Origin of the sequence: Microlunatus speluncae (genome assembly GCF_009299835.1) — a bacterium.
Lineage (GTDB): Bacteria > Actinomycetota > Actinomycetes > Propionibacteriales > Propionibacteriaceae > Microlunatus > Microlunatus speluncae.
This window is the reverse complement of sequence record NZ_VKCZ01000014.1, coordinates 148864-175117: the sequence shown is the minus strand read 5'-3', so window position 1 is coordinate 175117 and position 26254 is coordinate 148864. Positions and strand designations below refer to the sequence as shown.

Sequence of the window (26254 nt, the reverse complement as noted above, 5' to 3'; positions counted from 1 at the left end):
GGCCATGAAGCGGATCATTTCGACCGTCGTCGCCGGGATCGCCGTGTTGGCCCTCGGCGGCTGTGCCGAGGCCGGGATCTCGGCCGACGACGCGTACGCGATCGGCTGCCCAGCGGTCGATTCCGCCGTGGCGACCGGCTCGGTGGCCAACAAGGCGACGCTGGCCGGGCTCAAGGCGCTCCGCGACTCCGGACAGCTCGACCCGCAGGGTCAGACCTGGGTCGAGGCGACGATCGCGGTGATCGAGAACCCGAACGACGTCCCGGCCGAGGCCAAGACGTTGATCATCGACGGTTGCGCCGCGCACGGCCAGGAGTTGAAGAACCTGAAGTGATCGGTCCTGATCACTCCGCCGGCATCTCGTTTCACCGCCAGAGGTAGTCTCTGCGCCGAAGCACATCGACCGTTCCGATCGCTCGGGTGATCGGCACCGGTCCAGGCATTGCCGGCACCGAAGAGACGGGGATCGTCCGGGCCGGCCGTGATGGAAAGGCGTGGTCCGTGGAGAACGCAGTAGTGCGGCGGTTGGTGCTGATATTCGCGGTGATCACCTTCGCGGCCGCGTGGCTCGTCTGCGTCCCGCTCTGGTCGAGTGGTCAGGGCATCGCCTCGCCGCAACTCGGGTTGATCGCGTCGGTGATGATGTTCACGCCGTCGCTGGCGGTGCTGGTGATCTGGTTCCTCACTCGGCCCCGGGGGGACCGCAGCCCGCGCGAACTGGCGGCCCAGACCGGCTTGGGGCTCGGCCCGCAGCGCCGCCGGACGATTCTGGTGATCATCGGGCTCTGGGTCGGCATCCCGGTCTTCGTGGTGATCACCACGCTGATCTGCGCCGCCCTGGGCCTGTACCGGCTCGATCTGGTCAACCTGTCGCTGCTGGCCCAGCAACATCAACAGTTGACCGGCCAAACGCCCAACCCGCAGATGATGATGTTGGTGTCGATCGGCGCGGTGGCGCTGACCCCGATCCTGAACGCGATCCCGTCGTTCGGCGAGGAATGGGGCTGGCGGGGTTGGCTCTATCCGACTCTGCGTCGCTTCGGCGTCTGGCCGGCGATCTTGGTCTCCGGGCTGATCTGGGGTGTCTGGCACGCACCGCTGACCCTGCTCGGCTACAACTACGCGCTGCTCGGACCGTGGTCGGCACTGATGTTCGTGCCGTTCTGCATCGCCTTCGGCGCCGTGCTCGCCTGGACCCGGGAGTTCACCGGCAGCATCTGGCCGGCCATCGCCGCGCACGGCGGGTTCAACGGCTCGACCGGGCTGGTGCTGCTGCTCGGCGCCGCGGGCCAGGAGGTGAACTTCGCGTTGGTCGGACCGATCAGCGTGGTCGGGATCCTCCTGTTCGCCGGCATCGCCGCGCTGCTGTTCAAGATCACCTCCGGCCGGACCCCGGTCACCGAGCCCGCGATCCCCGGCTCCTTCGTTCCCTGAGCCCGCTGCCCGCTCCTTCGTTCCCTGAGCCCGCTGCCCGCTCCTTCGTTCCCTGAGCCCGCTGCCCACTCCTTCGTTCCCTGAGCCTGTCGAAGGGCAAGCCCGATCAACCCGCCGACACCTCAGCCCGCACTCACCAACCGACCTCGTCGCAGCCGCGATGATCACTCGGTTCGACCTGGAGCGTGGCATGGGCGACCCCGTGCCGTTCCTTGAGCACGGCCCGGGCCTGATCCAGCACCGAGTGCGGGTCGGCGGCGTCCGCGGTCACCAGATGGGCGGTGGCGACGTTCATCCCCGAGGTCAAGGTCCACAGGTGCAGATCGTGCACGTCGCCGACCCCGTCGATCGCGGCCAGGTCACCGGCGACGTCGTCGGCGTTCATCCCCTCCGGCACGTGCTGGCCGAGCACGGCGAACACCTGCCGGCCCAGCATGATCGCCCGGACGGCGACGAAGATCCCGATCGCCACCGCGATCCAGGTGTCCCAGGCGGTGCTGCCGGTGACCATGATCAGGATGCCGGCGACGATTACGCCGACCGAGCCGGCGGTGTCGGCCATCACCTCGAGATAGGCGCCCTTGACGTTCAGGCTCTCCCCCGCCCCGTCGCGGAGCAGCAGCAGGGCGGCCAGGTTGATCACCAGCCCGATCACGCCGACGATCAACATCGGTCCGGTCTGCACCTCGGCGGCGGCGCCGATCCGGCCGATCGCCTCGATGATCACGTACGCGGCGACGCCGAGCATGACCAAGACCGCCAGCAACGAGGCGAAGATCTCCGCCCGGTAGGACCCGTAGCTCCGCCGGCCGCTGCGATCCGGCCGGGTCGCGATCCGGGTCGCGACCAGCGCCGCACCGAGGGTCACCACATCGGCCGCCATGTGCCCGGCATCGGACAGCAGCGCCAGCGAGCCGGAGAGCAGGCCGGCGACCAACTCGACGCCGAAGAAGGTCGCGATCAGCCCGAACGAGACCGCCAGCCGCCACCGATGACGGCCGCCGGCATGATCACCACCGGATCCGTGGCTGTGCCCGTGCCCCATCAGTGCTCCCGCTCCGGGTGGATCGCCTCGGTGTGCTCACTGTGCGCGATGGCGACGTCGAGCAGCATCCGCACGTGCGCATCGGCCAGCCGGTAGTACGCCAGCCGGCCGGACCGCCGCGCGCTCACCACCCGATGCGCCCGCAACAGCCGCAACGCATGCGACGCCGCCGACTCGCTCTGCCCGGTCACGGCGGCCAGATCGGACACGCACAGCTCGCCGTCCAACAGCGCAATCAACAACCGCAGCCGGCTCTGATCGGACAGCAGCCCGAAGATCTCCGCCGTGTCGACGATGTCGTCCGGCCCCGGCATCCGGTCCCGAACATCCGAAACCCGCCCCTCATCCACCAGATGCACATCTGAAGACTTGTTCACACATAAAACCCTACCCCAACCCCGCCGACCCGTCACTAACGCACGCGTTTCTGCGGCGTGTCGGTGCACAAGTGACGTCTCGGCGACCCCGGGATGGGCCACGATTCTTCGTCCCACGGAGCCGATCCGATCGACCATGCGGAGGCGGCGCGGCCTACGCTGTTGATCATCACCGGCGCCGTCGAGCGCTCGGTCACGGCTTGCGACGTCCATCCGACCTACCGCAGAGGATCCCTGAACGATGAAGATCAGCTCCGTCGAGACCTTCGTGATCACCAACCGCCGCATCCTGCTCAAGATCAGCACCGACACCGGCCCGGCCGGCTGGGGTGAGCCGACGCTGGAGGGCTGGTCCCGACCGATCGAGGCGATCGTCGAGCAGATGGCCAACTATCTGGTCGGGCAGGACCCGCGCCGGATCACTCATCACTGGCAGGTGCTGGCCCGCGGCGGCTTCTATCGTGGCGGTCCCCTGTTCGGCTCGGCGCTGGCCGGGATCGACCAGGCGCTCTGGGATCTGAAGGCCCGCTCGCTCGGCGTACCGATCTATGAACTGCTCGGCGGCGCGACCCGGAGCAAGATCAGGATCTACGCTCACGCCAACGGCCGGTCCGGGCACACCGGACACCCGGACCGGGCCCGCGAACTGGTCGCCGCCGGCTACACCTTGATCAAGGTCGCGCCGGACGGGCAGGTCGGCTTCGTCGACAACGCCGACTACCTGGACCGGTTCGTCACTGACCTGGCCGAGCTGCGCGGCACGATCGGCGACGCCATCGACTTCGGTATCGACCTGCACGGCCGGTTCTCGGTGCCGATGTCGCGGCGCGCCCTGCCGCTGATCGAGGAGTTCGCGCCCGCCTTCGTCGAGGAGCCGCTGCGGCCCGAGCACTCGGAGCTGATCGGGTCGATCGTCGACAGCACGTCGATCCCGATCGCGACCGGCGAGCGGCTCTACACCCGGACCGAGTTCCGGTCCGTGCTGGAGGCCGGCGTGGCGATCGTGCAGCCCGACCTGTCGCACGCCGGCGGGATCTCCGAGTCCTTCCGGATCGCCACCCAGGCAGAGATCTACGATGCCCAACTGGCCCCGCACTGTCCGCTCGGGCCGGTCGCCCTCGCCGCCTGCCTGCAGGTGGACGCGGCGGTGCCCAACTTCTACGCCCAGGAGACGGTGATCGAGGTCCATGATCAACAACCCGGCCGCGGGCTGGAGCTGCTGACCAATCCCGAGGTGTTCGTCCCGGTCGACGGCTATCTCCCGGTGCCGACCGGGCCGGGCCTCGGCATCGAGCTGGACGAGGACGTGATCCGCTCCCAGGTCGCCACCGAGCCCCTGGCCCCGGGCTCGCCGACCTGGTTCTACCCCGCCGACGACAGCTTCGCCGAATGGTGACCTGACCTGGTCGCCGAATCGGGACCTGACCTGTAGCCCGAGCCGCGCTCCGAACATGCCCGAGACGTCACTTGTGCACCGACACGCCGCAAAAGTGCGTGCACTTGTGACGGGTCGGCGGATCTAGAGGGGGCGGAGGACTAGGCCGGTTTTCAGTTTGGGGGTGAAGAACGTGGACTTGGGGGGCATCAGGAGGGCTTCGCGGGCGGTGCGCTGGATCTCCTGGACCGAGACCGGGCGGATCAGGATGGCGGCGGTGGCGCGGCCGGCGTGGACGGCTTCGGTCACCTCGGGCAGGCCGTGCTGGTAGGTCACCTCGTGCGGGACGCCGTCCAGGGCGGCTTCCAGCCAGGCGCCGTCCAGCTCGCGTACGTCATCGAAGGCGCCGGTCAACGGCTCCAGCCGCCAGGTCGCCCGGTCGCCGACCAGGACCAGGAAGCCCTTGGCCTCCATCTCGGCCAGGGTCTCCGGCTCCGGCGGGGAGATCTCCGTGGCCTCGAAGCGGCGGCTCAGCGCGGCCAGCAGCTCGTCGACGGAGATCCCGGTGTAGAGCCGGTGGATCGCCGCCACGCTGAGCTGATCGGCGACCAGTTCGCTGACGAAGGCGAGGGTCTGCTCGGACTCGGTGTCGGTGCGGCCGGTGGCCGTGCGGACCTCGTCCCGATAGATCCGGCTCACCCCGTAACGATGGTGTCCGTCGGCGATCAGCACATCGTCGGAGCCGATCAGGTCCGCGATGGCGGTGATCCGATCCGGGTCGCTGACCCGTTCGACCAGATGCTCCACGCCTTCGTCCACCACCCGGCCGACCAGTCCGCCCGGCTCGGTCAGCAGCTCGGTCAGGCCGGCGGCCAAGGACAGGCCCCAGATCGGGGAGAGGTTGGCCCGGGTGGCCCGGGTCAGGTCGAGCCGGTCGGTGGACGCCTTCGGGGTCGTACGTTCGTGCGGCAACACCCCGCCCGCGCCCTCATCGACGACCTCCAGGCCGCCGAGCACCCCGGCGATGTCGCGCCGGGTCCCGCCGGCGTCGGTGAACCGCAGCCGATAGATGGTGAAGGTCGGCCGCGCGTCGGTCGACAGCACCCCGTCGGCCTGCCACTGGTCCAGCAGCCGGGCCGACTCGGCATAGCCGTCGGGCCCCCGCGGCACGTCGATCCGCACGATGTTGTGCTCCGAGCGCTGCCGGTACGACTCCGCGTCCGCCTCGGACAGCACGTCGTACGGCGGCGCGACCAGGGACTCCAGGTCGTCGGTCGCGGTGTAACGCAGGGCGGTGAAGGGTACGAATCCGGGCACCGCCCAAGACTGCCAGAACGGCCCCGAGTCTCAGCCCAGCGGTCCGAAATGCGACGGTAACGCTGTTTGAGCGATGATGTCGGTGTGTTCTTGATGCGCGTGGCCCTACCCGATCGACCAGGCTCCCTCGGAGCGGTCGCAACGGCGCTGGGCACGGTGGGCGCGGACATCAACGCGGTGGAGATCGTGGAGAAGAACGGTGAGGTCGTGATCGACGACTTCATCGTCGACCTGCCGAACGGCCAGCTGCCGGAAACCATGGTCAGCGCCTGCGAGGTGCTCGACGGAGTCCGGGTCGAATGGATCTCGCGGTATCCGGAGGGCGGCGGGTTGCAGTCCGACCTCGAGGCGCTGGAGCGGATGACCGCCGACCCGCCGCAGGCCGCGGAGACCCTCGCCTCGATGTGCCCGGTGGTGTTCCGGTCGCACTGGGCGACGCTCCTGGATGTCACCGCAGAACGCCCGCGGCAGCTCTTCGGCACCACTCTGGCCCCGGATTTCGGTGATCAGATCCCGGACGGGCTGGCTCCGTTCGATCAGACCCGGCGGATCGACCTGCCGGCCGGCTGGCTGACCGGCTGGGGCGAGTCGACGGTGGTGATCACGCCGCTGGCCGGCGACCGGGCGATCATCATCGGCCGGCACGGCGGACCGCCGTTCCTCGATTCCGAGATCGCCCGACTGAACCACCTGGCCGGCCTGGTCAAGTAGCTCGGCGCCGATCGCCCGGATAGTCCCGCCGGCTCGCTACGGTACGAAGCGTGCAACTCGGCTGGCCGGAACTGGTGGCGCTGCTGACCTCCTTGGGGTTCGGCGTCGTGTCGGCCATCGTCCCGATCGCCAACGCCGAGGCGTACGTCATCGCCTCCCAGGTCACCGCGGTCGCCGGCCCGATCCCGATCGCGGTCGGCGTCGGCCTCGGCCAGTCGGTGGGCAAACTGCTGCTGTTTCTCGGCATCCGCCGCGGCCGTGATTTCTGGTTCTTCCGGCGCCGGCAGCACCCGCCCGCCCCGGCTCCGGTCGACAACCCGGAGCCGTCCGACCAGCCGCTCACCCGGATGGCCCGGTTCCGCGCCTGGCTGCACCGGATCGTCGCCCGCCTGCTGGAGCTGGTCGGCACCAACAGTTGGGGGCTGCCGATCGTGCTGGTGGCCGCGGTGGTCGGGCTGCCGCCCCTCTATGCCGTGACCTTGATCGCCGGGGCCAGTCGGATGCGGGCCCTGTGGTTCTGGCTGGTGGTCGCCGGCGGCCGGGTGGCCCGATTCGTCGTGGTCGCGCTCGGTGTCGCCGGGTTACCCTGTTTCTGCTGACCAGGGAGATCCCGATGATCATGAAAACGGAGGATCGGCTGCAGGAGCCGTGGCGGCTGCGGTCCGCGGCCCTGCTCACCGCGCTGCGGCGGGCTCGTGATCATGTCGACCGGTTCTACGCCGAGCCGCTGGAGCTGAACGACCTGGCCCGGGTCGCCGGCTACTCCCGCTACCATTTCGCCCGCGAGTTCCGGGCGGTCTATGGCGAGTCCCCGGGCCGCTATCTCAGCCGGCGCCGGATCGAACGCGCGGCCGAGCTGTTGCGCTGGGCCAATCTGAGCGTCACCGAGGTCTGTCACCTGGTCGGCTTCAGCAGCCTCGGCTCGTTCAGCAGCGCCTTCACCGAGTTCCTCGGCATGTCGCCGACCCGGTTCCAGGCCGAAGCGCATCGCACCGGACGGCCACCGATCCCGGGCTGCTACGTGATGATGTCCGGCATGCCGACCAGGAGAGCAAGCTCGGAGAAGCCGCCGGCGGGTGATCACCACTAGCGTCGGTGTCGACCCGAAAGGAGCCCGACCATGATCACGAAACTGGGTGTTGTCGGCGTATACGTGACCGACTACGACGAGGCGAAGGAGTTCTTCCTCGGCAAGCTCGGCTTCACCGAACGGTTCGATGTGAGACTGGACAACGGATTCCGCTGGCTCACCGTCGGCCCGCCGGCCAGCCCCGACCTGCAGGTCAACCTGACGGTCCCCGGCCCGCCGATGCACGACGAGGAGACAGTCGCGGCGATCCGGATGCTGATGGCCAAGGGCGCGCTCAGCGCCGGCGCCTGGAACACCGACGACTGCCGCGCCACCCATCGGCTCTACACCGACCGCGGGGTGGAATTCCTGCAGGAGCCACAGGAGCGCCCGTACGGGATCGAGGCGGTGTTCCGCGACCCGTTCGGCAACTGGTACAGCCTGAACGAGACCAACGACATCGCCGACAACGCCGAGGAGATCAGCAAGCACTACGCGCCCGGCGACGCCCGCTGACGGCACTGCAGATGATCAGGAACCTGCGTCGAGGACCCAATCGAGGCCGAGACCCAGCAGGACCCGGTCAGCTGTCACCAGAGGGATCTGCTCCACCAGTGCCTGAGCCATCAGGATCCGGTCGAACGGGTCGTGACCGACCAACTCGGGAAAATCAACCAAGCCGGCGGTGTGCTCAGGAGTGATCGCGAGCGCTGCCAGGCCTGCGTCGCCGAGCCGATCCATCCACCCCACTGGAAGCTCCAACCGACCCAGCATCGACTTGATCGTCAACTCCAGCGTGCTGGCCGCGGAGAAGAACACCCTGGGTGCGGCCGCCAACCTCTCGCGAGCACCGCCACTGAGCCGCCGGTCATCGTCCAGGAGCCAGATCAGCACCTGACTGTCGAGCAGCATCGCCTCAGCCCTGCTGATCGCCGTTGAACTGGGCGATCAGCTCCGGATCCGGCTCGAAAGCCTTGTCGTCGACAACAATCTCGCCCTTCATCGTCCCGAAGACGAGATCGACGCGCTGATGCGGCACCAGGTCCGCGACCGGAACCCCGGCCCGAGCGATGACGATGCGCTCTCCGCGCGCGACGCGCTCCAACAGGCGCGATAGATGGGTCTTCGCCTCGTGGATGTTCACCGTCGCGGACATAGTGCCAAAATACCGGCTTAGTCCGACTTAGTCCAGCACGATCTTCACTAGAAGAGGCTCTCCTTGGCGACGCGGCGGGCGAGCCAGTTGGCCAGCAGTAGCAGGGTCAGGGCGATGATCGACTTGAACAGGCCGATCGCCGTGGCGTAGGAGAACTGCGGCAGGGCCGACACGAAGGCGATCCGGTACGAGTAGGTGTCGATCACCTCGGAGACGCCGAGGTTGAGCGGGTTCTGCATCAGCAGCACCTTCTCGAAGCCCACCGACAGGATCGACCCCATGTTCAAGATCAACAAGGTGATCGTCACCGGCAGGATGCCGGGCAGGTCGATGTGCCAGATCCGTTTCAGGATGTTCGCGCCGTCCACCCGGGCCGCCTCGTGCAGTTGCGGATCGATCCCGGCCAGCGCGGCGAGATAGATGATCGCCGAGTAGCCCATGGTCTGCCAGGCGCCGGACCAGACGTAGGTGTGCCGGAACATCCCCTCGCTGAGGAAGTCGACCGGGGTGCCGCCGACGGTTTCGATCGCCTGGTTGACGATGCCACCGCTGGGCGAGAACAGCATGATGATGATGCCGACGACGACCACGGTGGAGATGAAGTGCGGCGCGTAGGTGATCAACTGCACGCCGCGGCGGAACTTGCTGCTGCGGACGGCGTTCAGCAGCAGGGCCAGGATGATCGGCAGCGGGAACAGGGCCAGCAGTTCATAGAAGTTCAGCGCCAGCGTGTTACCCAGCACCTGCCAGAACTGGTACGACTCGATGAACTGCTCCAGGTGCTTGAACCCGGCCCACGGACTGCCGAGCACCCCCTTGGCGACACTGAAATCCTTGAACGCGATCTGGATGCCGTACAACGGCCAGTAGAGGAAGATCACGGCGTAGATCAGCGGGGCCGCGAGCAGCACGTAGAGCTGCCAGCAGCGGGCCATCCGGCGCAGCAGCAATCGGCGGTTGGAGACGACGCGGCGTGGCTCGCCGGGCTCACCGGACGCCGCCCGCCGGGCACCCGGATCCGTGCGGCCCGGTTCGGTGCCGGCGGCGGTGGATTCACTGAGTGTCATCTGCCGTCCCCCTTACTTGAGCGAACCGATCAGGGCACCCTTGACGAAGTGCTTCTGGACAAAGGGGTACGCGATCAGCGGCGGGATCATCGCCACCACGATCAGCGCGTACTTGAGCTTGTCGAACAGCTCCTTGCGCTTGACCAGCTCGCCGACGTCCGGGCCGCCGATCTGCGCCGGATTCACCGCGCTCTGGGCCAAGATGTCGCGCAGCACCAGCTGCAGCGGATACAGGTTCTCGTTGGTCAGATAGAGGAACGCGTTGAACCAGCCGTTCCATTGCGCAATGCCGTAGAACAGCAGGTTCACTGCGATGATCGGCTTGCTCAACGGCAGCGCGATCCGGAAGAAGAAGCCGAAGTCCGACGCTCCGTCCACCCGAGCCGCCTCGAGCATCTCGTTCGGCACGTTCATCTTGTAGAACGTCCGGGTGATGATCATGTTGAACACGTTCATCGCGCCGGGCAGGATGATCGCCCACCAGGTGTCCAGCAGGCCGAGCTGGCGGACCACGATGTAGGTCGGAATGATGCCGGCCGAGAACAGCGTCGGGATCAGGAAGAAGAACGTCAACGCCCGGCGCCAGGGAAGATCATCGCGGGACAGCGCGTACCCGGCCAGCATGGTCAGCGCCGTGCCGAGCAGCGCCCCGGCCACCGTGTAGATCAACGAGTTGAGGAAGCCGGTGACCAGCCGCGGCGAGGCCAGGATGGTCTGGTAGGCGTCGGTGTTGAAGTCCACCGGCCAGAGCACGACCTCGCCGGAGTTGACCGCCGACGCGCTGCTGACCGACGCGCTGATCACGTAGATCAACGGATACAGCACCGAGATCGTGAAGAACGCCAGGACGCAGTAGTTGACGATGTGGAACCCGCGATCCTCCATCGGGGTGAGCCGTCTCCGGCCCGGACCCGGTGGAGCCGCAGTGATCGCCGTCATTACTTCGGCCGGCTCTCGTACGCCTTCTGGTACAGCTCGAGATATTGCTTCATTCCCATACCGTCGAACGCCGAGGTGTAGGCGTTCCAGGCGGCGTCGTCGTTGATGTCGAGCTCACCGACCGCGAACTTGGCCAGATTCTGCTTCACGTGCTTCTCGATCGAGGCGGCGGTGTCGGCCTTCTGTGCCGCGCTCGACTCGTCGAAGATCAGCGGCTGCAGCTGGAAGTCCTTGGGCTGCGCGAACGGCTCGTACTTGGTGGACGCCTCGTACAGGCCCTGCTCGAAGTCCGGGTTGTCCGGGTTGCTGTACTGCCCGAGCCGGAAGTCGTTGGACCGGTACATGATCGAATACTGGCTCCAGGACTGGCCCTCCGGCGGCGGCCATTCCTTGATCTTGAACACCGCCTGGTCGCCGGTCAGGCTGGTCTCGCCCTTCTTGGCCCAGCTCCAGTTGCTCTTCGGGTCACCGCCGTAGCCGTTCATGATCGCCTCGAGCTCCATCTGCGCATCACCCCACTGCACCAAGATTTCGGGGTTGCTGCAGGCGCTGGTGATCACCAGTCGGGCGGCGCCGTAGTTGTAGTGCTCCCAGGCCGTGTACTGGACGCCGTTCGGGCCCTTCAGCGGCGGCACCGCCTCGTAGTCGCGCCAGAGCGCACCGTCGTCGTAGGAGATGTCGAGGAAGGATCCCCACCAGTACGCGCGAGCGATGCCGACCCGGCCCTGGTTGCCGGCACGCAGATACGCGTCGTCGGTGAAGGTGAACGCCTCGCGCGACATCGTGCCGTCGTCGAACAGCGTGCGCAGATAACGCAAGCCCTCGCGCCATTCCGGCTTGTTGGCGACGAAGTCGACCTTGCCGTCCTGCAACCGGAGCCAGCCGCCGTTGCGGTCGCCGCCGGGGTTGTACAGGAAGGCGTTCATGATGAACCGGTCGATCTGGTTGTTCACGCCACCGGTGAACGGGATCATCTTGCCGGTGCCGCTGGGATCCTTTTCCTTGAACAGTTTCAGCAGCTCGCGCATCTCGTCCGTGGTCGTCGGGATGGCCCCGCCGACCTTCTCGACGTACTTCTTGTTGATGAAGGCCCGGGCGTTGCCGACCCGGCAGTGGTAGCAGTCGTTGATGCCGCGGAACTGGTAGTGGCCGCCGTCGGTGGCCGCCGTCAGGTTTCGCCAGTCCGGATATTCGGTGTAGACCCGGCGCATCTCCGGGGCGTAGGTCTCGATGTAGTCGTCGAGCTTGGTGAAGACGCCCTGCTGGCCGTAGAGCGAGATCTGATCATCGGTGAACGGGATGTCCAGGAAGGCGTCCGGAAGATCACCGGAGGCGAGCATCGCGTTGATCTTGGTCATGTCGACGGTGCCGTCGGTGTTGGTCACCAGCACCGATTCGAACTTGACCTTGACCCCGGTGCGCTGCTCGAACCACTTGGTCATCTCGTTCTTGTTCCAGTCGCCGACGACCTGGGCGTTCTGCTGGACCACGATCCGGAACGTCTTCGCGGCGTCACCGAACGGCTTCTTCTCGCTGGCCCGCGGGCCGACGTAACCGTCCTTGTAGAGCACACCTTCGGTCTCCGCGCCGAGCTGGACCTGCGGCACGTCGCCGATGCCCTTGGGCTGCTCCGGACCGCTGGCGGTGGAGCATCCGGCCAGTGCGCCGGTCACGCTCAGTGCGCCCAGCCCCGCCCCGGCCGCGCCGCGTACGAATGCTCGACGGCTGATGGCCGACAAATCCCAAGATTCATCTGATGCCCTCATTGGCAAAACCCCCTCGTTGGCATGGGTCGTCCTCGACCGACCACACCAGGAGACTAAACATCAGATCTATTGTCAAGCGTGGGGGAGCTGTTTTCGGGGGTTGATCGACCTGTTATGAACGCCGGAAATTACTGCCACGGGGGCAGGAGTCAGCAGCGGGCGGCGCGTTGAAAGGGTCAGGACCGCGACGGCGCGGGAGGAACTGCGGCGGTTCCGGGCGTCAGCCGAAGAACTGCTCGCCCTCCTGCCGGCCGAGGCCGAAGCCCATGTCGCCGGTCATCAGGTAGTAGACGTACCAGCCGAGCAGGAAGCAGGCGAGCATCGCGCCGAACAGGGCCAGGCTGACCCAGATCCGCATCCGCTTCTTCGACTTCGTGCTCGGCACCTTCTCCGGGCCCCACTCGCCCACGCTCGGCTGCACGCGCGGCGGCGCCTGCCCGTTGAGGTTCAGATTGGAGAAGATCTTCGGCACGACGTCCACCTTAGCCAAGACCGGCTCGATACCCCCGGCGCATCCAGTCGTGGGGACGAGGCCAACGAGTTCGGAGTACGAACGCTCTGGTGATCGGCTCAATCCTCCCCGGTCTTGGCCACCTCGCTCGCCGCCTCCGGACCGTTGTGCAGCAATACCTCGAAGCCCTCGGCGTCCAGCATCGGCACCTTGAGCGTGACCGCCTTGTCGTACTTGGAGCCGGGCGACTCGCCGACCACCACGAAGGAGGTCTTCTTCGACACCGAGCCGGACACCTTGCCACCGCGGCTGGTGATCGCCTCGGCCGCCGAATCCCGGGTGTAGCCGGAAATGGAGCCGGTGACCACGAACGAGTGGCCGGCCAGGGTCTGGTCCCGCTGCTCCCCCGGCTCGTCGGCCATCACGCAGCCGGCCGCCTGCCACTTCTCGACGATCTCCCGTCGCCACGGCACGGCGAAATGCTCCCGGATCGCGACGACCAGAGTCGGGCCGATCCCCTCCACCTCGGCCAGTTGTTCCTCGTCGGCGGCCATCAGCGCGTCGATGCTGCCGAACGCGGCGGCCAGGTCGGGCGCGACGCCGGGGCCGACGTGCCGGATGGACAGGGCGACCAGGAACTTCGCCAGCGGCTTGCTCTTGGCGTCCTCCAGGTTGGCCAGCAGCTTGCGGCCGTTGGCCGACAGGGCGCCGGCCTTGGTGGTGAAGAACTCGCTCTGCAGCAGCTTGTCCTCGGTCAGCTCGAACAGGTCGCCCTCGTCGGCGATCAGCCCGGCGTCCAGCAGCGCCTGCCCGGACTGGTAGCCGAGCACCTCGATGTCCAGCGCCGCGCGGCCGGCCAGGTGAAACATCCGCTCCCGCAGCTGGGCCGGGCAGGATCGGGTGTTCGGGCAGCGGATGTCGGCGTCGCCCTCCTTCTCGTACGCCAGCTCGGTGCCGCACTCCGGGCAGTGGGTCGGCATCACGAACGCGCGTTCGTCACCGGTCCGCAGGTCGACCACCGGGCCGACGATCTCCGGGATCACGTCGCCGGCCTTGCGCAGCACCACCGTGTCGCCGATCAGCACGCCCTTGCGGACCACCTCGGACGCGTTGTGCAGGGTGGCCATGCCCACCGTGGAGCCGGCCACCAGGACCGGCTCCATCACCCCGAACGGCGTCACCCGACCGGTCCGGCCGACGTTGACCCGGATGTCGATCAGCTTCGTGTTCACCTCCTCCGGCGGATACTTGAACGCGATCGCCCAGCGCGGCGCCCGCGAGGTCGAGCCGAGTTGATCTTGGACGGAGCGCAGGTCGAGCTTGATCACGATGCCGTCGATCTCGTGCTCGACGGAGTGCCGGTGCTCGCCGAAATAGTTGATCACCTGCCACACCTCGTCCAGGCTGTGGCAGAGCTTGGCGTGCGCGCTGACCGGCAGGCCCCACTTCTGCAACGCCGGATAGACCTCGGACAGCCGCGGCACCGAGAAGCCCTCGGTCGCGCCGAGCCCGTGCGCGACGAAGCCGAGCTTGCGCGATGCGGTGATCTTGGGATCCTTCTGCCGCAGCGACCCGGCGGCGGCATTGCGCGGGTTGGCGAACGGCGCCTTCTCGTCGGCGACCAGGTGCTCGTTCAGCGCGGCGAAATCCTCGACCGCGAAGAACACCTCACCCCGGACCTCCAACAGGTCGGGCACACCCTGGCCGGTCAGCCGGGACGGGACCGACCCGATGGTGCGGACGTTCGCGGTCACGTCCTCGCCGACGCGGCCGTCGCCGCGGGTGGCGGCCCGGGTCAGCCGGCCCTTCTCGTACACCAGATCGATCGCCAGCCCGTCGACCTTCAGCTCACACAGGAAGCCGGACTCGGTGATCTGGCTCTCGTTCAGCTCGCGGATCGCCCGCGCCGCCCAGCGCTCCAACTCCTCGGCCGAGAACGCGTTGTCCAGGCTCATCAGCGGCTGCAGATGGGTCACCGGCGTGAACGTGGTCGACGGCGGACCGCCCACCTGCTGACTCGGCGAATCCGGCGTGCGCAGCGACGGGAACTTCTCCTCCAGCCGATTGAGCTCCCGCATCGTCTTGTCGAAGTCGGCGTCGGAGATGGTCGGCGCGTCCAGCACGTGGTAACGCCAGCGTGCCTCGTTCAGCAGTTCCGACATCTCGGCATGCCGCTCCCGTGACTTCGGGTCCGGCGCCTCGATGTCGATGTCCACCTTGGCGACGCCGGCCAGATCCTCGTCGATACGTTCTCCTGCCACAGGCGAAACAGTAGTAGGCCGGACGGACATCCGAGGTCGTTGCGCGGACGGCGCGTTGGGCAGGCCGATAATCGTGGGGACGGACCGAATGGGAGGTGACCGTGTCCACCAAGGAGTACCTGACGCCGGACGGCTCCCCGCTGGACGAGGCCGCCCACGAGCCGGGCGCGGAGGCGGTGCCGCCGGCGCGGGCCATCGGGCCCCGGCAGGCCTGGCTCCTGGTGGCGGCCGGGTTGCTGCTCGCGCCCGCGCTGCTGCTGGCCGTCCTGTCCGGTTCGGACGCGCCGCCCGAAGTCCGGCTGGCCCTGTGGGCGGCACCCGGCGCGCTGGTGGTCCTCCTCGTCGCGGTGGCAGCCCGGAGTGCCCCGCCCCGGACCCGGTCGGTGATCATCGGCACGGTCACGGCCGTCGTCGTCGCCGGGGTGCTGGCCACAGTCATCGTCCCGGGGCTGCTGCCCCGGCCGGGTCCGCGCGGCACCGGGATCATCTGGACGGCCGGCTCCGACGCGCCGGCGCGGTCGACGCCGCTGGCCGTACTGGACGGCACCGCGGTGTTGGCCGGCGCCGAGGGCGTCCTGTTCCTCGATCTGGCCGACGGGCGGGTGGCAGGCCAGGCCCCCGCCACCGAGCCGGGCGAGCCCGCCGAGGCGGCCGAACGGCCGGTGGTCGCGGGGGCCGGGGTGCTGATCAAGTCGGCGGCCGGGTTCCGCCGCTACGACCTGACCGGCCGGCCGACCTGGCCCGAGCCGGTCCCGGCCGACCGGGTGGTCGCCCACGACGACGGCATCACGGCGTTGGCCGGCTGCTCCGGCGGCCAGTGCCTGATCGAGGGGTACGACGACGCCGGGGCCCGTGTGTGGCGGTTCGAGGCGGCCTACGACGCGTTCCACCAGCCGGGGCGGGACGATTCCGATACCGGCGCGTTGCCGTCGCAGCTGGCCGTCCAGGACCGGTTCGCGCCGACCGGCGCGCCGCGCTGGCTCCTCTACTCCGCCGCCTCCGGCGCCCGGACCGGCGCCATCGAGGGCAAGGCGATCCAATTGATCGACCAGTACGCGATCACGCTCGCCGGGGCCGACTTCGGGCCGTGCCTGGTCCGGCTGAGCACCGGCCCCACCGAGGCGGTCGACTGTGTCAGCCCATGGTCGACCCAGGTCCGCAACGGGTTGCTGATCGTCGAGCAGAAGCACGGGTTCGCCTCCGTGCTCCGACCCGGGCCCGGCATCGAGGGCGGCGAACTGTTCGAAACAGCCGCCGCTTCCGGCCGGTTGCCCGACACCGACTTCGGGACGATCGGCCGGGCGCGACTCACGAACGACCGGCTCGAGGGCTGGCACTGGCGGCCGTTCCGGCGGTCCAACGACCCGCCCGCCTGGCGCTCCGAGCCGCTGGCGACCGAACCGGCCGCGGTCGTCATCGCCGGCACCGCGGTCGCCGTCCTCGCCGACGCTCCGGCCGAGCCGTTCGGGATCGGCGGACCGGAGAGCCGACTGATCGTGTTCGACCTGACCGACGGTGCCGAGACGGCGCGGCTCCGGTTTCCGCGGCTCCCGTTGGCCGAGCTGCGCGACCGGCTGCGCGGCGCCGGCGACGGGCGGGTCCTGCTCAGCCTGCCCGACCATCCGCCGATGCTGTTGGGCCGGCCGCTCTGATCCGTGATCGAGCCCGGAGTCAGCGCGGGAGCTCTTCGGCGACGATCTCCGCCGCCCGGCGGACCGAGTGCAGGATGCGTACGGCATCGGTCGGCGTCGATCCGGCCAGGCCGCAGGCCGGGGTGATCACCAGCCGGCTCGACTCGGGATCCAGACCAAGATCACGCACCGGGCGGAGCACCCGCTCGGCGACGGCATCGGGGCCGATCACCCGGTCGGTCGGGGCCGCCCCGGCGCCGAACCAGATCCCCTGCTCGATCGCCGCGCCGATGCCGTCCCAGTCGGCCGTCCGGAGTTGATCAAGGTCGAGACCGATGCCGGTGATCCCGGTGCCGGCCAGCAGCGGGATGGGTGCACCGGCGGCGCAGCAGTGCAGCACGACCGGGTGCGGCTCGAGCCGCCGGACCAGTTGGGTCAGCGTCTCGCTCAGCTCGGGATCGTCGATCGCCCGGTAGCGGCCGTAGCCGCTCGCGGTGGGCACCGAGCCGCGGTGCACGGCCGGCAGCAGCGGCTCGTCCAGTTGGATGATCAACCGTAGGTCGGGCAGTCGCCGGTTGAGCTCGGAGCTCAATTCGGCCAGTCCCTCGGCCAGCGACTGACCAAGATCGCGGCGGGCGCCGGTGTCGGACAGCACCAGTCCGCCACGCTGGCGTTCGATCGAGGCGGCCAGCGTCCACGGCCCGGCGAAGCCGATCTTGAACCAGCCTGCGTAGCCCTGGGCCTGCTCCTCCAGTTGGTCCAGGTCGTCCCGGAACAGGCCGACCGCGCGCCGGTGGTCGATCCCGTAGCCGTCGATCAGCCGCCAGCCGGACGGCTGCAGGTCGACGGTCAGTTCGGCCAGGATCCCGCTGCTCCGGCCGATCAGGCCGGCCGGCGCTCCGCGGGCCGGAAGCTCAGGCAGGTAAGGAAGATCGGGGCACTCGTCGAACGTGATCTTGATCGCTTCGACGATGTCGGTGCCGGGCCAGGAGCCGATCCCGGTGCTGATCACCGGCTGCTCGAAGGTCATTGCGGGCCGGGGGCTTCGGGCCCGGCGCGACCCGGGCCGGCGCCGTCGATCGTCGCGCTGCCGATCACCCGGCTGCCGTCGTAGATCACCATCGCCTGGCCCGGAGCGATCCCGGCGGCCGGCTCGTCCAGCACCGCCCGGCAGTCACCGCCGTCCATGATCACCTCGGCCGGCATCGGCGCCCCGTGCGCCCGGACCTGGACCAGGCCGCGCCGGGCGTCACCAGCCCAGCCGAGCCGGTTGGCCCGGATGCCGGCGATCTCCCGTACCGCCAGCGACTCCCGCGGCCCGACGGTCACCGTGTTGGTCACCGGCGAGATGTCCAGCACGTAACGCGGCTTGCCGTCGCCGGCCGGATCGCCGATCTTGAGCCCGCGGCGCTGCCCGATGGTGAACCGGTGGCTGCCGGTGTGGCTGCCGACGGTCACACCGGACTCGTCGACGATCTCCCCCGGCCGAGCGCCGAGGTGCCGCTCCAGGAAGCCCGCGGTGTCGCCGTCGGGGATGAAGCAGATGTCGTGGCTGTCCGGCTTGTCGGCCACGGCCAGCCCGCGGCGGGAGGCCTCGGCCCGGACCTCGGACTTCACCGACCCGCCCAGCGGGAAGTAGGACCTGGCCAGCTGGGCCGGAGTGAGCACGGCCAGCACGTAACTCTGGTCCTTGTCCTCGTCCACCGCCCGATGCAGCTCGACCTCCGAGTCGGTCCGGACCAGCCGGGCATAGTGCCCGGTGCAGACCGCGTCGTAACCCAACGCGATGCCGCGGTCCAGCACGGCCGAGAACTTGATCTTCTCATTGCAGCGCAGGCACGGGTTCGGGGTCCGGCCGGCCGCGTACTCGGCGACGAAGTCGTCCACCACGTCGGCGGCGAACCGGTCGGACAGATCCCAGACGTAGAAGGGGATGCCGAGCACGTCCGCGGCCCGCCGGGCGTCGTGCGAATCCTCCCGGGAGCAGCAACCGCGGGCACCGGACCGGAACGACTGCGGGTTCTTGGACAGCGCCAGGTGGACCCCGGTCACGTCGTGCCCGGCCTCGACCGCGCGAGCCGCGGCCACCGCCGAGTCGACGCCACCGGACATCGCGGCCAGGACCTTCATGATCGAATTTCAACTTCCGTGGATCGGGAGAGCGCAGGACCGGCCAAGTCTAATGCCCCCGCCGGTGAGGGGGTCTAGCCGGCGAGACGCCCGGCGGCTCGGGCCCGTTCGACCGCCTCCGGCAGGGCGCGAAGCAGACGGTCGAGGTCGGCCTCACCGGTGCCCCGGCCGAACGAGAACCGGACCGACGACCGGGCCTCGGCCGGAGTCCGGCCCATCGCCAGCAGGACGTGGCTCGGCTGGGTGACGCCGGCCGAGCAGGCGGCGCCGGCCGAGCAGTCGATCCCGGCGGCGTCCAGCAGCAGCACGATCGCGTCGGCCTCGCAGCCGTCGAAGGAGACGTTGACGATGCCGGGCAGTACGGCCTCCCGCGGGCCGTTCACCCGGGCGCCGGGCAGGCCCGCCAACCCCTCGACCAGCCGATCCCGGAGCCGGCCCAGGCGCTCGGCGTACGCGACCCGGTCGGCCACCGCGGCCTCGACGGCGGCCGCGAAGCCGGCGATCGCCGGGACGTCGACCGTGCCGGAGCGCACGTCGCGTTCCTGGCCGCCGCCGTGCTGGACCGGAGTCAATGTCACCTCGCGCCGCGTCAGCAGGGCACCGACCCCGACCGGCCCGCCGAGCTTGTGCCCGGTCACCGTCATCAGGTCCAGGCCGGAAGCGGCGAAGTCGATCGGCAGCTGGCCGGCCGCCTGCACCGCGTCGGAATGAGCCAGCGCCCCGATCCCCCGGGCCTGCTCGGCCAGCCGCGGGATCGGTTGCACCGTCCCGACCTCGTTGTTGGCCCAGATCACCGAGACCACGGCGGTCGGCGTCGGCAGGCCGGCCACGGCCGCCGGATCGACCCTTCCGTCGGCGTCGACGCCGAGCAGGGTCAGCCCCGCACCCTGCTCCTTGGCCAGCCATTCGGCCGCCTCCAGCACGGCGTGGTGCTCGATCGCGCTGACCGCGACCCCGGTCCGGCCGGCATCGGCGCCGCGGGCGGACCAGAAGGCGCCCTTGATCGCCAGGTTGTCGGCCTCGGTGCCGCCGGAGGTGAAGATCACCTCGGTCGGATGCGCGCCCAGCGCCGCGGCGATCGCCTCCCGGCTCTCCTCCACCACCCGCCGCGCGTCCCGTCCGGACCGGTGCAGCGACGACGGATTCCCGACCCGGTCGAGTTCCCGCGTGATCGCCCGGATCGCGGCCGGAACCAACGCGGTGGTCGCCGCGTGGTCGAGGTAGACCCGCTCGCTCACCCGGCCAAGGCTACGTGGCCGGCCCGACCGTTGCCTCCGCCCCGGACCCGGCGCGAAATCTTGACGCGATCCATACGCGTCGCCACCCCGGAGTGACGTGCGCCGATGGCTATTCTCCGGGCGGTGTTCGACTGTCATCCGCGGGCCGTTCCGGAGGTGCATGGTGAGTGATCGACAGCAGGCGGGCCCGGCGGGCCCAGCCGCGGCGACGGAGGTCCCGGCTCCCGCCGACCCGGCCGGCCACGGCCGCGGCGCCGGCGGTGTGGTCCGGCTCGCGGTCGTGGTCGGAGCGCTCGGGGTGGTGTTCGGCGACATCGGCACCAGCCCGATCTACACCCTGCAGACGGTCTTCAACCCGGCCGATCCGCACCCCGTCCCGGTCACCACCGACAACGTGTACGGCGTGGTGTCGTTGATCTTCTGGTCGGTGATGATCATCGTCACGATCACCTACGTGATGCTCGCCATGCGCGCCGACAACGACGGCGAGGGCGGCATCATGGCGCTGATCACGCTGTTGCGCCGGTGGACCGCGGGGCGGGGTCGCAAGGCCGCGGTCGTGCTGGCCGGAGTCGGCATCTTCGGCGCCTCGCTGTTCTTCGGCGACAGCATGATCACCCCGGCCATCTCGGTGCTGTCGGCGGTCGAGGGCATCAAGGTGATCCAGCCGTCGCTGGAGCAGTTGATCATCCCGGTCACCGCGGTGATCATCGTGATCCTGTTCGCCGTCCAACGCCGGGGCACCGCGGCGGTCGGCCGGGCGTTCGGGCCGGTGATGATCGCCTGGTTCGTCACCATCGGCGTGCTGGGCGCGATCGGCATCTCGTCCAACCCGGTGATCCTGACGGCACTGTCACCGACCTACGCGATCGGCTTCCTCGCCGGCCATTTCCACATCGCGTTCTTCGCGCTGGCCGCCATCGTGCTCTCGGTCACCGGTGCCGAGGCGCTCTACGCCGACATGGGCCATTTCGGCCGCCGGGCGATCTCCCGCGGCTGGCTGTTCCTCGTCTTCCCGGCCTGTGTGCTCAGCTACTTCGGCCAGGGGGCACGGATCCTGGCCGATCCCGCGACGATCTCCAGCCCGTTCTTCCTGCTCGCGCCGGACTGGGGCCGGCTGCCGCTGGTCATCCTGGCCACGGCGGCGACCGTGATCGCCTCCCAGGCCGTGATCACCGGCGCCTTCTCGGTGGCCTCCCAGGCCGCCCGGCTCGGCTACCTGCCGCGGCTGCGGATCGCCCACACCTCCGAATCGACGATCGGCCAGATCTACGTGCCGTGGGTCAACTGGCTGCTGCTGGTGACGGTGCTCACCCTGGTCTTCGCCTTCCGGAGCTCCTCGGCGCTGGCGTACGCGTTCGGGATGGCCGTGACCGGCACCATCGCCATCACCACGCTGCTGTTCCTGTTCATCGCCCGCTCGACCTGGAAGGTCCCGCTCTGGCTGCTCATCCCCGGCGGGGCGATCCTGCTCGGCGTCGACGCCCTGTTCATCGCGGCCAACCTGACCAAGCTGGTGCACGGGGCCTGGCTGCCGCTGTTCATCGGGCTGACCGCGTTCGTGATCATGACCACCTGGCAGCGCGGCCGGCAGATCGTCACGGAGCGGCGGGAGCGACTCGAGGGCTCGCTGCAGACCTTCGTCGAATTCATCCGCTCGGGCACACCGGCCACCACCCGGATCCCCGGCACCGCCGTCTTCCTCAACCGGGGCAAGGAAACCGCACCGCTGGCCATGCGGGCCAACGTCGAGCACAACCACGTGCTGCAGGAGCATGTGGTGATCGTTTCGATCGAGACCCTGCCGACCCCGCGGGTCCCGCTCAGCGACCGGATCGTGGTGGACGACCTCGGGTACGGCGACGACGGCATCATGCACGTCACGGCACGGTTCGGGTATCTGGACACCCCCGACGTGCCGGCCGCCCTCGACTCACTCGACCCGGCGACCACCGAGGGGCAACTGGACCTCAGCCAGGCGTCCTACTTCCTGTCCAAGATCGAGCTCCGCCGCGGGACCGACCCGACCATGGCCGGCTGGCGCAAGCACCTGTTCATCGCCACGTCGCACATCACCGGCGACCCGGTCGAACACTTCGCCCTCCCCCGCGACCGCACCGTGATCATGGGCTCCCACATCGACCTCTGAGCGACTTGTCAGAACTGAGTTGTGCCGGAGCACAACTCAGTTCTGACAACTCGGTGAATCACTTGCGGGAGTTGACCTCGGCGGTGACGGCGGGGAGGACGGTGTGCAGGTCGCCGACGATGCCGAGGTCGGCGAGGGCGAAGATCGGCGCCTCCGGATCCTTGTTCACCACCAGGATCGACTTCGAGGTCTGCATCCCGGCCCGGTGCTGGATCGCGCCGGAGATGCCGGCGGCGACGTACAGCTGCGGCGACACGGTCTTGCCGGTCTGGCCCACCTGGTACGCGTGCGGATACCAACCCGAGTCGACGGCGGCCCGGGACGCGCCGACCGCGGCGCCGAGGGCGTCGGCCAACTCCTCGACCGGGGAGAAGTTGCCGCCGGTGCCCCGGCCGCCGGCGACCACGATCGCCGCCTCGGTCAGCTCGGGCCGGCCGCTGGCCTGCTTCTCCTCGGTCTTCACGATCCGGGCCCGCTTGGCCGCGTCGTCGATGGAGACCGCGGCCGACTCGACGGCCGGCTGGGCCGGTGCCGCCTCCGGCGCGGTCGCGTTGGCCTTGACGGTGATCACCGGAGCGCCGTGGGTGACCTTCGCCCGGACACTCCAATTGCCGGCGAAGACGGACTGGGTGGTGATCACCTCGCCGTCGGCCAGCTCGAGATCGACCACGTCGGTGATCAGCCCGGAGCCGAGCTTGAACGCCGCCCGGGCGGCGATCTCCTTGCCGTCCAGGGTGGAGGTGATCAGGATCGCGGCCGGCTGCAACGGCCCGGCGACCTCGGCCAGCGCGGCCGCCTTCGGCGCGATCAGGAACTCGTCCAGAGCCGGATCGACCACGGAGATGATCTTGGTGGCGCCGTACTCACCCAGCTGCGGCGCCGCGGCCTCCGCACCGGCCCCCAGCACGACCGCGACCGGATCACCGATCCGCCGGGCCAGGGTCAGCAGCTCCAGGGTCGGCTTGGCGACCTGGCCGTCGGTGTGTTCTACCAGGACTACGACTGTCGACATCGCGTCTCCCTCGCTCTCAGACGTACTTACCGGCGGACAGGAATTCGACGACCGCGGCGGCCCCGCTGCCGTCGGCGTCGGTGACGACCTGACCGGCCTGCTTCGGCGGCCGCGGGTCGGTGGTCGCGACGGCGGTCCAGGACCCGGCGAACCCGAGCCCGGCCGGATCGACGCCGAGATCCTCGACGGTCCACTCCTCGACCGGCTTCTTCTTCGCCGCCAGGATGCCCTTCATCGACGGGTAGCGGGCCTCGCCCGACTGGTCGGTGACGCTGACGATGGCCGGCAGCTCGGCCTCGATGGTCTGGCTGGCCACGTCGCCGTCCCGGCGGATCGAGATGGTCCGGCCGTCCAGCGCCACGGTCGCCCCGAACGTCAGCGCCGGCCAGCCGAGCCGCTCCGACAGCAGCGCCCCCATGACGCCCATCGACCCGTCGGTCGAGGACATGCCGGTGATCACCAGGTCCGGCTCGAGCTTGCCGATCGCCGCGGCGAGCAGCGCGCTGGTGCCGATCACGTCGGTGCCGTGCACGGCGTCGTCGCAGATGTGGACGCCGGACGTGGCGCCCATCTGCAGCGCGCGCTTGATCGCGTCGGCCGCGTCGTCCGGCCCGAGGGTCAGCGCCACCACCTCGACGTCGTCGCCCTCGTCGGCCAGCCGGAGCGCCTGCTCCACCGCGTATTCGTCCAACTCGGACAACAGCCCGTCGACCTCGCGGTCGACCGTTCCGTCGTCGGTGAACGTCCGATCACCGGTGGCATCCGGCACGTACTTGACCAGCGTCACGATCTTCATCGCAGCTCCCTCTGCTCGCTTCAGGTCAGCATATTACCGACGAGTAACTTATCCGTCAGGTCGCCCCACCCAACGGGACGACGGGGTTTGCACCCTGAGCCTGTCGAAGGGCCGGTCAGCTGATCCCTCAGGCACTCTAAGGGGCGCGATCGGCCCTGCTCCACGACAGGTTCAGCCGGGATCCACCGATGATCTTGGTCGTGGTGTCGCGAAAGCTCTTCGTGCGGGGCGAAACGGCCATTGCCACGTGGCAATCTCCAGCACGAAGAGCTTTCGCGACACCACGACCGGGTGCACGCCGAGGATTGGAAAGACGCGCCAAGGACGGGCGGGTTACGGCGGTTCCCGGGAACCGCCGGCCGGGCACCGGTGGCGCGGCGGCCGGGATCATCGATTGTGACGAATCCCGGCTCAACCGGTCCCGAAGGGCCGGGAAACGTCACAGTGGATGCCCAACCAGCGACTTCCCGCCCAACACCGACACCCGGCCACCCAACCCGGCGGACCGCCCTGACCCGCCCGTCCTTAGCGCGTCTTGTCCGGCCGTCAGGCCGAAACCCGACCGGGCACTCAACTGGCGGGCCCTTCGACAGGCTCAGGGAGCGAAAGGGTCACCCGCGAGCAGGCGTTGCACCTCGGCCTCGGCCTGCCGGCCCAAGGCTTCGACGTAGGCGCGTTCGGCGGCGGCGTCGGCGTACCGGTCCGACCGGTTCGCGACCACCCGGGCCGGTACGCCGGCGCAGATCGACTGCGGCGGGATCACGCCCCGGACCACCGCGTGGGCCGCCGCCACGGACCCGTCGCCCAGGTCGGCGCCGCGCACCACGGTGACCCCCGCCCCGAGCCAGCAGTCGGCCCCGATCCGGACCGGCGACTTGATCAGCCCCTGGTCCTTGATCGGTACGGCGATCTCGGCGGTGCGGTGATCGAAGTCGCAGACGTAGACCCGGTCGCCGAGGATCGTGGCGTCGCCGACCTCGATGTCGAGATAGCAGTTGATCGTGCTGTCGTACCCGATCACGCACTTGGCGCCGACCCGCAGCACGCCCTCGTGCGCCCGCAGCTTGACCCGCTCGCCCAGGTGGGTCCAGCGGCCAATGATCAGCCGCCCGAAACCCTTCCGCACCTCGAACCGGACGCCCGGACCGATGAACGCGTACCCCTCGAACTCCACCTCCGGGTGGCGCAGCCGGACCCAGAGGTAGCGCAGGGCGGTCCGCAGGTGTCCGGGCGTCAGGAACCGGCGCCGGATCAGCCAGCGGACGGTGTCGAGGAACCGCGCCATCCGGGTCAGGCCGCCGGCTGGGGCTTGGTCCCGGTCACCGACACGTTGTAGTAGAGCCAGTCGGGGACGACCCGGGACAGCACCCGGTCGACGGCGCTCAGCCCGAGCCAGGATCGGTAGGCGAACATCCGCCAGCCCCAGCCCAGCCGCTCCGGCCGGATCGCCGCCTCGAAGGTCCGGATCGGCCAGCCGGCCCAGGCCGCGGTCAGTTCCTCGGTCACCGTCGCCACGTCGTCCAGGCCGGCGGACCGCACGGTGGCGGCCAGCGCGGCGGGATCGAAGGTGTGCAGGTCGACCACGGCCTCCAGCGCGGCGGCCCGGGAGGACTCGTCCAGCTCCTCCCTGGGCCGGGACCAGGACCGCAGCGGGCCGAGGCTGGTCACCTTGGTCGTCGCGGCCCAGGTCGCCCGGGACAGCCGGCGGGCGATCGCGTCGCCCCAGCGGGTCGGCTCGCCACAGATCACCACCCGGCCGCCGGGCTTCAGCACCCGCCGGATCTCGGCGAACGCCTGGGCCACGTCGGGCAGATGGTGGATCACGGCGTGGCCGATGACCAGGTCGAAGCTGTTGTCGTCGTACGGCAACTTCTCGGCGTCACCGACCCGGCCGCCGATCGTGTAGCCGAGCCGCTCGGCGTTGCGCTGGGCGGCGGTGACCATGCCGGCCGAGATGTCGCTCACTTCGCCGTCGGCGATAACCCCGGCCTGCATCAGGTTGAGCGTGAAGAAGCCGGTCCCGGCGCCGATCTCCAACGATTTCGGGTACGGCCAGCCGTCGGCGCCGGCCACCGCGGCGAAGCGATCCCGGGCGTAGTTGATGCAGCGCTCGTCGAACGAGATCGACCACTTGTCGTCGTAGCTGCCGGCCTCCCAGTCGTGGTAGAGCACCTGAGCCAGCTTGGTATCGGACCAGGCCGCCTCGACCTGCTCAGCCGTGGGCGGCGGAATGGGTTGCGACATGCCGCAAACTCTAGCGGCCTAGTTACCGGCGAGTAACCTGCACAATGGACAGTCCGGCCAGCGTCGACCGGACCCGGTCGGAGTCG

General features: G+C 69.3%; 26 protein-coding genes. 9 read left to right on the top strand and 17 right to left on the bottom strand.

What is annotated here, in order from left to right; translation table 11 throughout:
- The first annotated feature begins 4 nt into the window (after positions 1–4).
- Positions 5–334 carry a hypothetical protein gene (locus FNH24_RS17625; protein WP_152363527.1) on the top strand — a complete coding sequence of 110 codons (330 nt, stop codon included), beginning with the start codon at positions 5–7 and terminating at the stop codon, positions 332–334.
- Positions 335–501: 167 nt separating this feature from the next.
- Positions 502–1434: a CPBP family intramembrane glutamic endopeptidase gene (locus FNH24_RS17620; RefSeq protein ID WP_152363526.1), complete on the top strand. Its 933-nt coding sequence runs from the start codon at positions 502–504 to the stop codon at positions 1432–1434.
- A gap of 133 nt (positions 1435–1567) precedes the next feature.
- Here FNH24_RS17620 and FNH24_RS17615 read toward each other — a convergent pair whose 3' ends face one another.
- Complete coding sequence (locus FNH24_RS17615; RefSeq protein ID WP_152363525.1) at positions 1568–2479, bottom strand: cation diffusion facilitator family transporter; 912 nt, start codon at positions 2477–2479, stop codon at positions 1568–1570.
- Positions 2479–2856: an ArsR/SmtB family transcription factor gene (locus FNH24_RS17610; RefSeq protein ID WP_246186951.1), complete on the bottom strand. Its 378-nt coding sequence runs from the start codon at positions 2854–2856 to the stop codon at positions 2479–2481. The genes FNH24_RS17615 and FNH24_RS17610 overlap by 1 nt, the downstream gene beginning before the upstream one ends.
- Before the next feature lie 241 nt (positions 2857–3097).
- Here FNH24_RS17610 and dgoD point away from each other — a divergent pair, with 241 nt between their 5' ends.
- Positions 3098–4252: a galactonate dehydratase gene (gene dgoD, locus FNH24_RS17605; protein WP_152363524.1), complete on the top strand. Its 1155-nt coding sequence runs from the start codon at positions 3098–3100 to the stop codon at positions 4250–4252.
- 123 nt (positions 4253–4375) lie between these two features.
- On the opposite strand, the gene FNH24_RS17600 is transcribed toward dgoD, so the two are convergent.
- Entirely contained in the window at positions 4376–5548 is a 1173-nt protein-coding gene (locus FNH24_RS17600) for a DUF1015 family protein (protein ID WP_152363523.1), read from the bottom strand.
- 93 nt (positions 5549–5641) lie between these two features.
- Between FNH24_RS17600 and FNH24_RS17595 the strand changes: the two genes are divergently transcribed.
- Genes FNH24_RS17595 through FNH24_RS17580 form a run of 4 tightly spaced genes read left to right on the top strand, consistent with a single transcriptional unit; the run spans position 5642 to position 7844 of the window.
- Positions 5642–6259 (top strand): ACT domain-containing protein, encoded by a 618-nt coding sequence (locus tag FNH24_RS17595; RefSeq protein ID WP_246186994.1) that lies wholly within the window; start codon positions 5642–5644, stop codon positions 6257–6259.
- A 50-nt stretch (positions 6260–6309) separates the two neighbouring features.
- Complete coding sequence (locus FNH24_RS17590) at positions 6310–6858, top strand: hypothetical protein (RefSeq protein ID WP_152363522.1); 549 nt, start codon at positions 6310–6312, stop codon at positions 6856–6858.
- A 14-nt stretch (positions 6859–6872) separates the two neighbouring features.
- Positions 6873–7349: a helix-turn-helix transcriptional regulator gene (locus FNH24_RS17585; RefSeq protein ID WP_246186950.1), complete on the top strand. Its 477-nt coding sequence runs from the start codon at positions 6873–6875 to the stop codon at positions 7347–7349.
- 30 nt (positions 7350–7379) lie between these two features.
- Positions 7380–7844: a VOC family protein gene (locus FNH24_RS17580; protein ID WP_152363521.1), complete on the top strand. Its 465-nt coding sequence runs from the start codon at positions 7380–7382 to the stop codon at positions 7842–7844.
- A gap of 15 nt (positions 7845–7859) precedes the next feature.
- On the opposite strand, the gene FNH24_RS17575 is transcribed toward FNH24_RS17580, so the two are convergent.
- The 7 genes from FNH24_RS17575 to ligA form a co-directional block, all read right to left on the bottom strand.
- Complete coding sequence (locus FNH24_RS17575; protein WP_152363520.1) at positions 7860–8240, bottom strand: type II toxin-antitoxin system VapC family toxin; 381 nt, start codon at positions 8238–8240, stop codon at positions 7860–7862.
- A 4-nt stretch (positions 8241–8244) separates the two neighbouring features.
- Positions 8245–8484, bottom strand: a complete 240-nt coding sequence (locus FNH24_RS17570; RefSeq protein ID WP_152363519.1) for a type II toxin-antitoxin system Phd/YefM family antitoxin — start codon at positions 8482–8484, stop codon at positions 8245–8247.
- A 47-nt stretch (positions 8485–8531) separates the two neighbouring features.
- Positions 8532–9551, bottom strand: coding sequence for an ABC transporter permease (locus FNH24_RS17565; protein ID WP_152363518.1), 1020 nt, complete (start codon positions 9549–9551; stop codon positions 8532–8534).
- Positions 9552–9563: 12 nt separating this feature from the next.
- Positions 9564–10436 (bottom strand): carbohydrate ABC transporter permease, encoded by an 873-nt coding sequence (locus FNH24_RS17560; protein ID WP_152363517.1) that lies wholly within the window; start codon positions 10434–10436, stop codon positions 9564–9566.
- Between the two features lie 53 nt (positions 10437–10489).
- Positions 10490–12163 (bottom strand): type 2 periplasmic-binding domain-containing protein, encoded by a 1674-nt coding sequence (locus FNH24_RS17555; RefSeq protein ID WP_161606175.1) that lies wholly within the window; start codon positions 12161–12163, stop codon positions 10490–10492.
- A 313-nt stretch (positions 12164–12476) separates the two neighbouring features.
- Positions 12477–12728, bottom strand: a complete 252-nt coding sequence (locus FNH24_RS17550; protein WP_152363515.1) for a hypothetical protein — start codon at positions 12726–12728, stop codon at positions 12477–12479.
- Between the two features lie 98 nt (positions 12729–12826).
- On the bottom strand, positions 12827–14869 hold the full coding sequence (ligA, locus tag FNH24_RS17545; protein ID WP_246186993.1) for an NAD-dependent DNA ligase LigA: 2043 nt from the start codon (positions 14867–14869) through the stop codon (positions 12827–12829).
- A 200-nt stretch (positions 14870–15069) separates the two neighbouring features.
- Between ligA and FNH24_RS17540 the strand changes: the two genes are divergently transcribed.
- A complete protein-coding gene (locus FNH24_RS17540; protein WP_152363513.1) occupies positions 15070–16620 on the top strand; it encodes a hypothetical protein in 1551 nt (516 codons plus the stop codon).
- Between the two features lie 19 nt (positions 16621–16639).
- On the opposite strand, the gene FNH24_RS17535 is transcribed toward FNH24_RS17540, so the two are convergent.
- The 3 genes from FNH24_RS17535 to FNH24_RS17525 form a co-directional block, all read right to left on the bottom strand.
- Positions 16640–17629 (bottom strand): uroporphyrinogen decarboxylase/cobalamine-independent methonine synthase family protein, encoded by a 990-nt coding sequence (locus tag FNH24_RS17535; protein WP_152363512.1) that lies wholly within the window; start codon positions 17627–17629, stop codon positions 16640–16642.
- Positions 17626–18729 carry a tRNA 2-thiouridine(34) synthase MnmA gene (mnmA, locus tag FNH24_RS17530; RefSeq protein ID WP_152363511.1) on the bottom strand — a complete coding sequence of 368 codons (1104 nt, stop codon included), beginning with the start codon at positions 18727–18729 and terminating at the stop codon, positions 17626–17628. Before mnmA ends, FNH24_RS17535 begins: the two co-directional genes overlap by 4 nt.
- Positions 18730–18803: 74 nt before the next feature.
- Positions 18804–19967: a cysteine desulfurase family protein gene (locus FNH24_RS17525; RefSeq protein ID WP_246186949.1), complete on the bottom strand. Its 1164-nt coding sequence runs from the start codon at positions 19965–19967 to the stop codon at positions 18804–18806.
- A 160-nt stretch (positions 19968–20127) separates the two neighbouring features.
- Here FNH24_RS17525 and FNH24_RS17520 point away from each other — a divergent pair, with 160 nt between their 5' ends.
- Positions 20128–22116 (top strand): potassium transporter Kup, encoded by a 1989-nt coding sequence (locus FNH24_RS17520; RefSeq protein ID WP_152363509.1) that lies wholly within the window; start codon positions 20128–20130, stop codon positions 22114–22116.
- A gap of 58 nt (positions 22117–22174) precedes the next feature.
- Here the strand turns inward: FNH24_RS17520 and FNH24_RS17515 are convergent, their stop codons facing one another.
- The 4 genes from FNH24_RS17515 to FNH24_RS17500 form a co-directional block, all read right to left on the bottom strand.
- Positions 22175–23128, bottom strand: coding sequence for an electron transfer flavoprotein subunit alpha/FixB family protein (locus FNH24_RS17515; RefSeq protein WP_152363508.1), 954 nt, complete (start codon positions 23126–23128; stop codon positions 22175–22177).
- 16 nt (positions 23129–23144) lie between these two features.
- On the bottom strand, positions 23145–23924 hold the full coding sequence (locus FNH24_RS17510) for an electron transfer flavoprotein subunit beta/FixA family protein (protein ID WP_152363507.1): 780 nt from the start codon (positions 23922–23924) through the stop codon (positions 23145–23147).
- A gap of 595 nt (positions 23925–24519) precedes the next feature.
- Complete coding sequence (locus FNH24_RS17505) at positions 24520–25209, bottom strand: acyltransferase (protein ID WP_152363506.1); 690 nt, start codon at positions 25207–25209, stop codon at positions 24520–24522.
- A gap of 5 nt (positions 25210–25214) precedes the next feature.
- Complete coding sequence (locus tag FNH24_RS17500) at positions 25215–26168, bottom strand: class I SAM-dependent methyltransferase (RefSeq protein ID WP_152363505.1); 954 nt, start codon at positions 26166–26168, stop codon at positions 25215–25217.
- Positions 26169–26254: the final 86 nt, after the last annotated feature.

Coding starts and splice junctions, on each gene's coding strand:
- ligA (WP_246186993.1), bottom strand. CDS start 14,869: ATGTCGGAACTGCTGAACGAGGCACGCTGGCGTTACCACGTGCTGGAC.
- FNH24_RS17520 (WP_152363509.1), top strand. CDS start 20,128: ATGGTGAGTGATCGACAGCAGGCGGGCCCGGCGGGCCCAGCCGCGGCG.
- FNH24_RS17570 (WP_152363519.1), bottom strand. CDS start 8,484: ATGTCCGCGACGGTGAACATCCACGAGGCGAAGACCCATCTATCGCGC.
- FNH24_RS17560 (WP_152363517.1), bottom strand. CDS start 10,436: ATGGAGGATCGCGGGTTCCACATCGTCAACTACTGCGTCCTGGCGTTC.
- FNH24_RS17615 (WP_152363525.1), bottom strand. CDS start 2,479: ATGGGGCACGGGCACAGCCACGGATCCGGTGGTGATCATGCCGGCGGC.
- FNH24_RS17500 (WP_152363505.1), bottom strand. CDS start 26,168: ATGTCGCAACCCATTCCGCCGCCCACGGCTGAGCAGGTCGAGGCGGCC.
- FNH24_RS17565 (WP_152363518.1), bottom strand. CDS start 9,551: ATGACACTCAGTGAATCCACCGCCGCCGGCACCGAACCGGGCCGCACG.
- FNH24_RS17580 (WP_152363521.1), top strand. CDS start 7,380: ATGATCACGAAACTGGGTGTTGTCGGCGTATACGTGACCGACTACGAC.
- FNH24_RS17585 (WP_246186950.1), top strand. CDS start 6,873: ATGATCATGAAAACGGAGGATCGGCTGCAGGAGCCGTGGCGGCTGCGG.
- mnmA (WP_152363511.1), bottom strand. CDS start 18,729: ATGAAGGTCCTGGCCGCGATGTCCGGTGGCGTCGACTCGGCGGTGGCC.
- FNH24_RS17505 (WP_152363506.1), bottom strand. CDS start 25,209: ATGGCGCGGTTCCTCGACACCGTCCGCTGGCTGATCCGGCGCCGGTTC.
- dgoD (WP_152363524.1), top strand. CDS start 3,098: ATGAAGATCAGCTCCGTCGAGACCTTCGTGATCACCAACCGCCGCATC.
- FNH24_RS17515 (WP_152363508.1), bottom strand. CDS start 23,128: ATGTCGACAGTCGTAGTCCTGGTAGAACACACCGACGGCCAGGTCGCC.
- FNH24_RS17595 (WP_246186994.1), top strand. CDS start 5,642: ATGCGCGTGGCCCTACCCGATCGACCAGGCTCCCTCGGAGCGGTCGCA.
- FNH24_RS17575 (WP_152363520.1), bottom strand. CDS start 8,240: ATGCTGCTCGACAGTCAGGTGCTGATCTGGCTCCTGGACGATGACCGG.
- FNH24_RS17625 (WP_152363527.1), top strand. CDS start 5: ATGAAGCGGATCATTTCGACCGTCGTCGCCGGGATCGCCGTGTTGGCC.
- FNH24_RS17510 (WP_152363507.1), bottom strand. CDS start 23,924: ATGAAGATCGTGACGCTGGTCAAGTACGTGCCGGATGCCACCGGTGAT.
- FNH24_RS17535 (WP_152363512.1), bottom strand. CDS start 17,629: ATGACCTTCGAGCAGCCGGTGATCAGCACCGGGATCGGCTCCTGGCCC.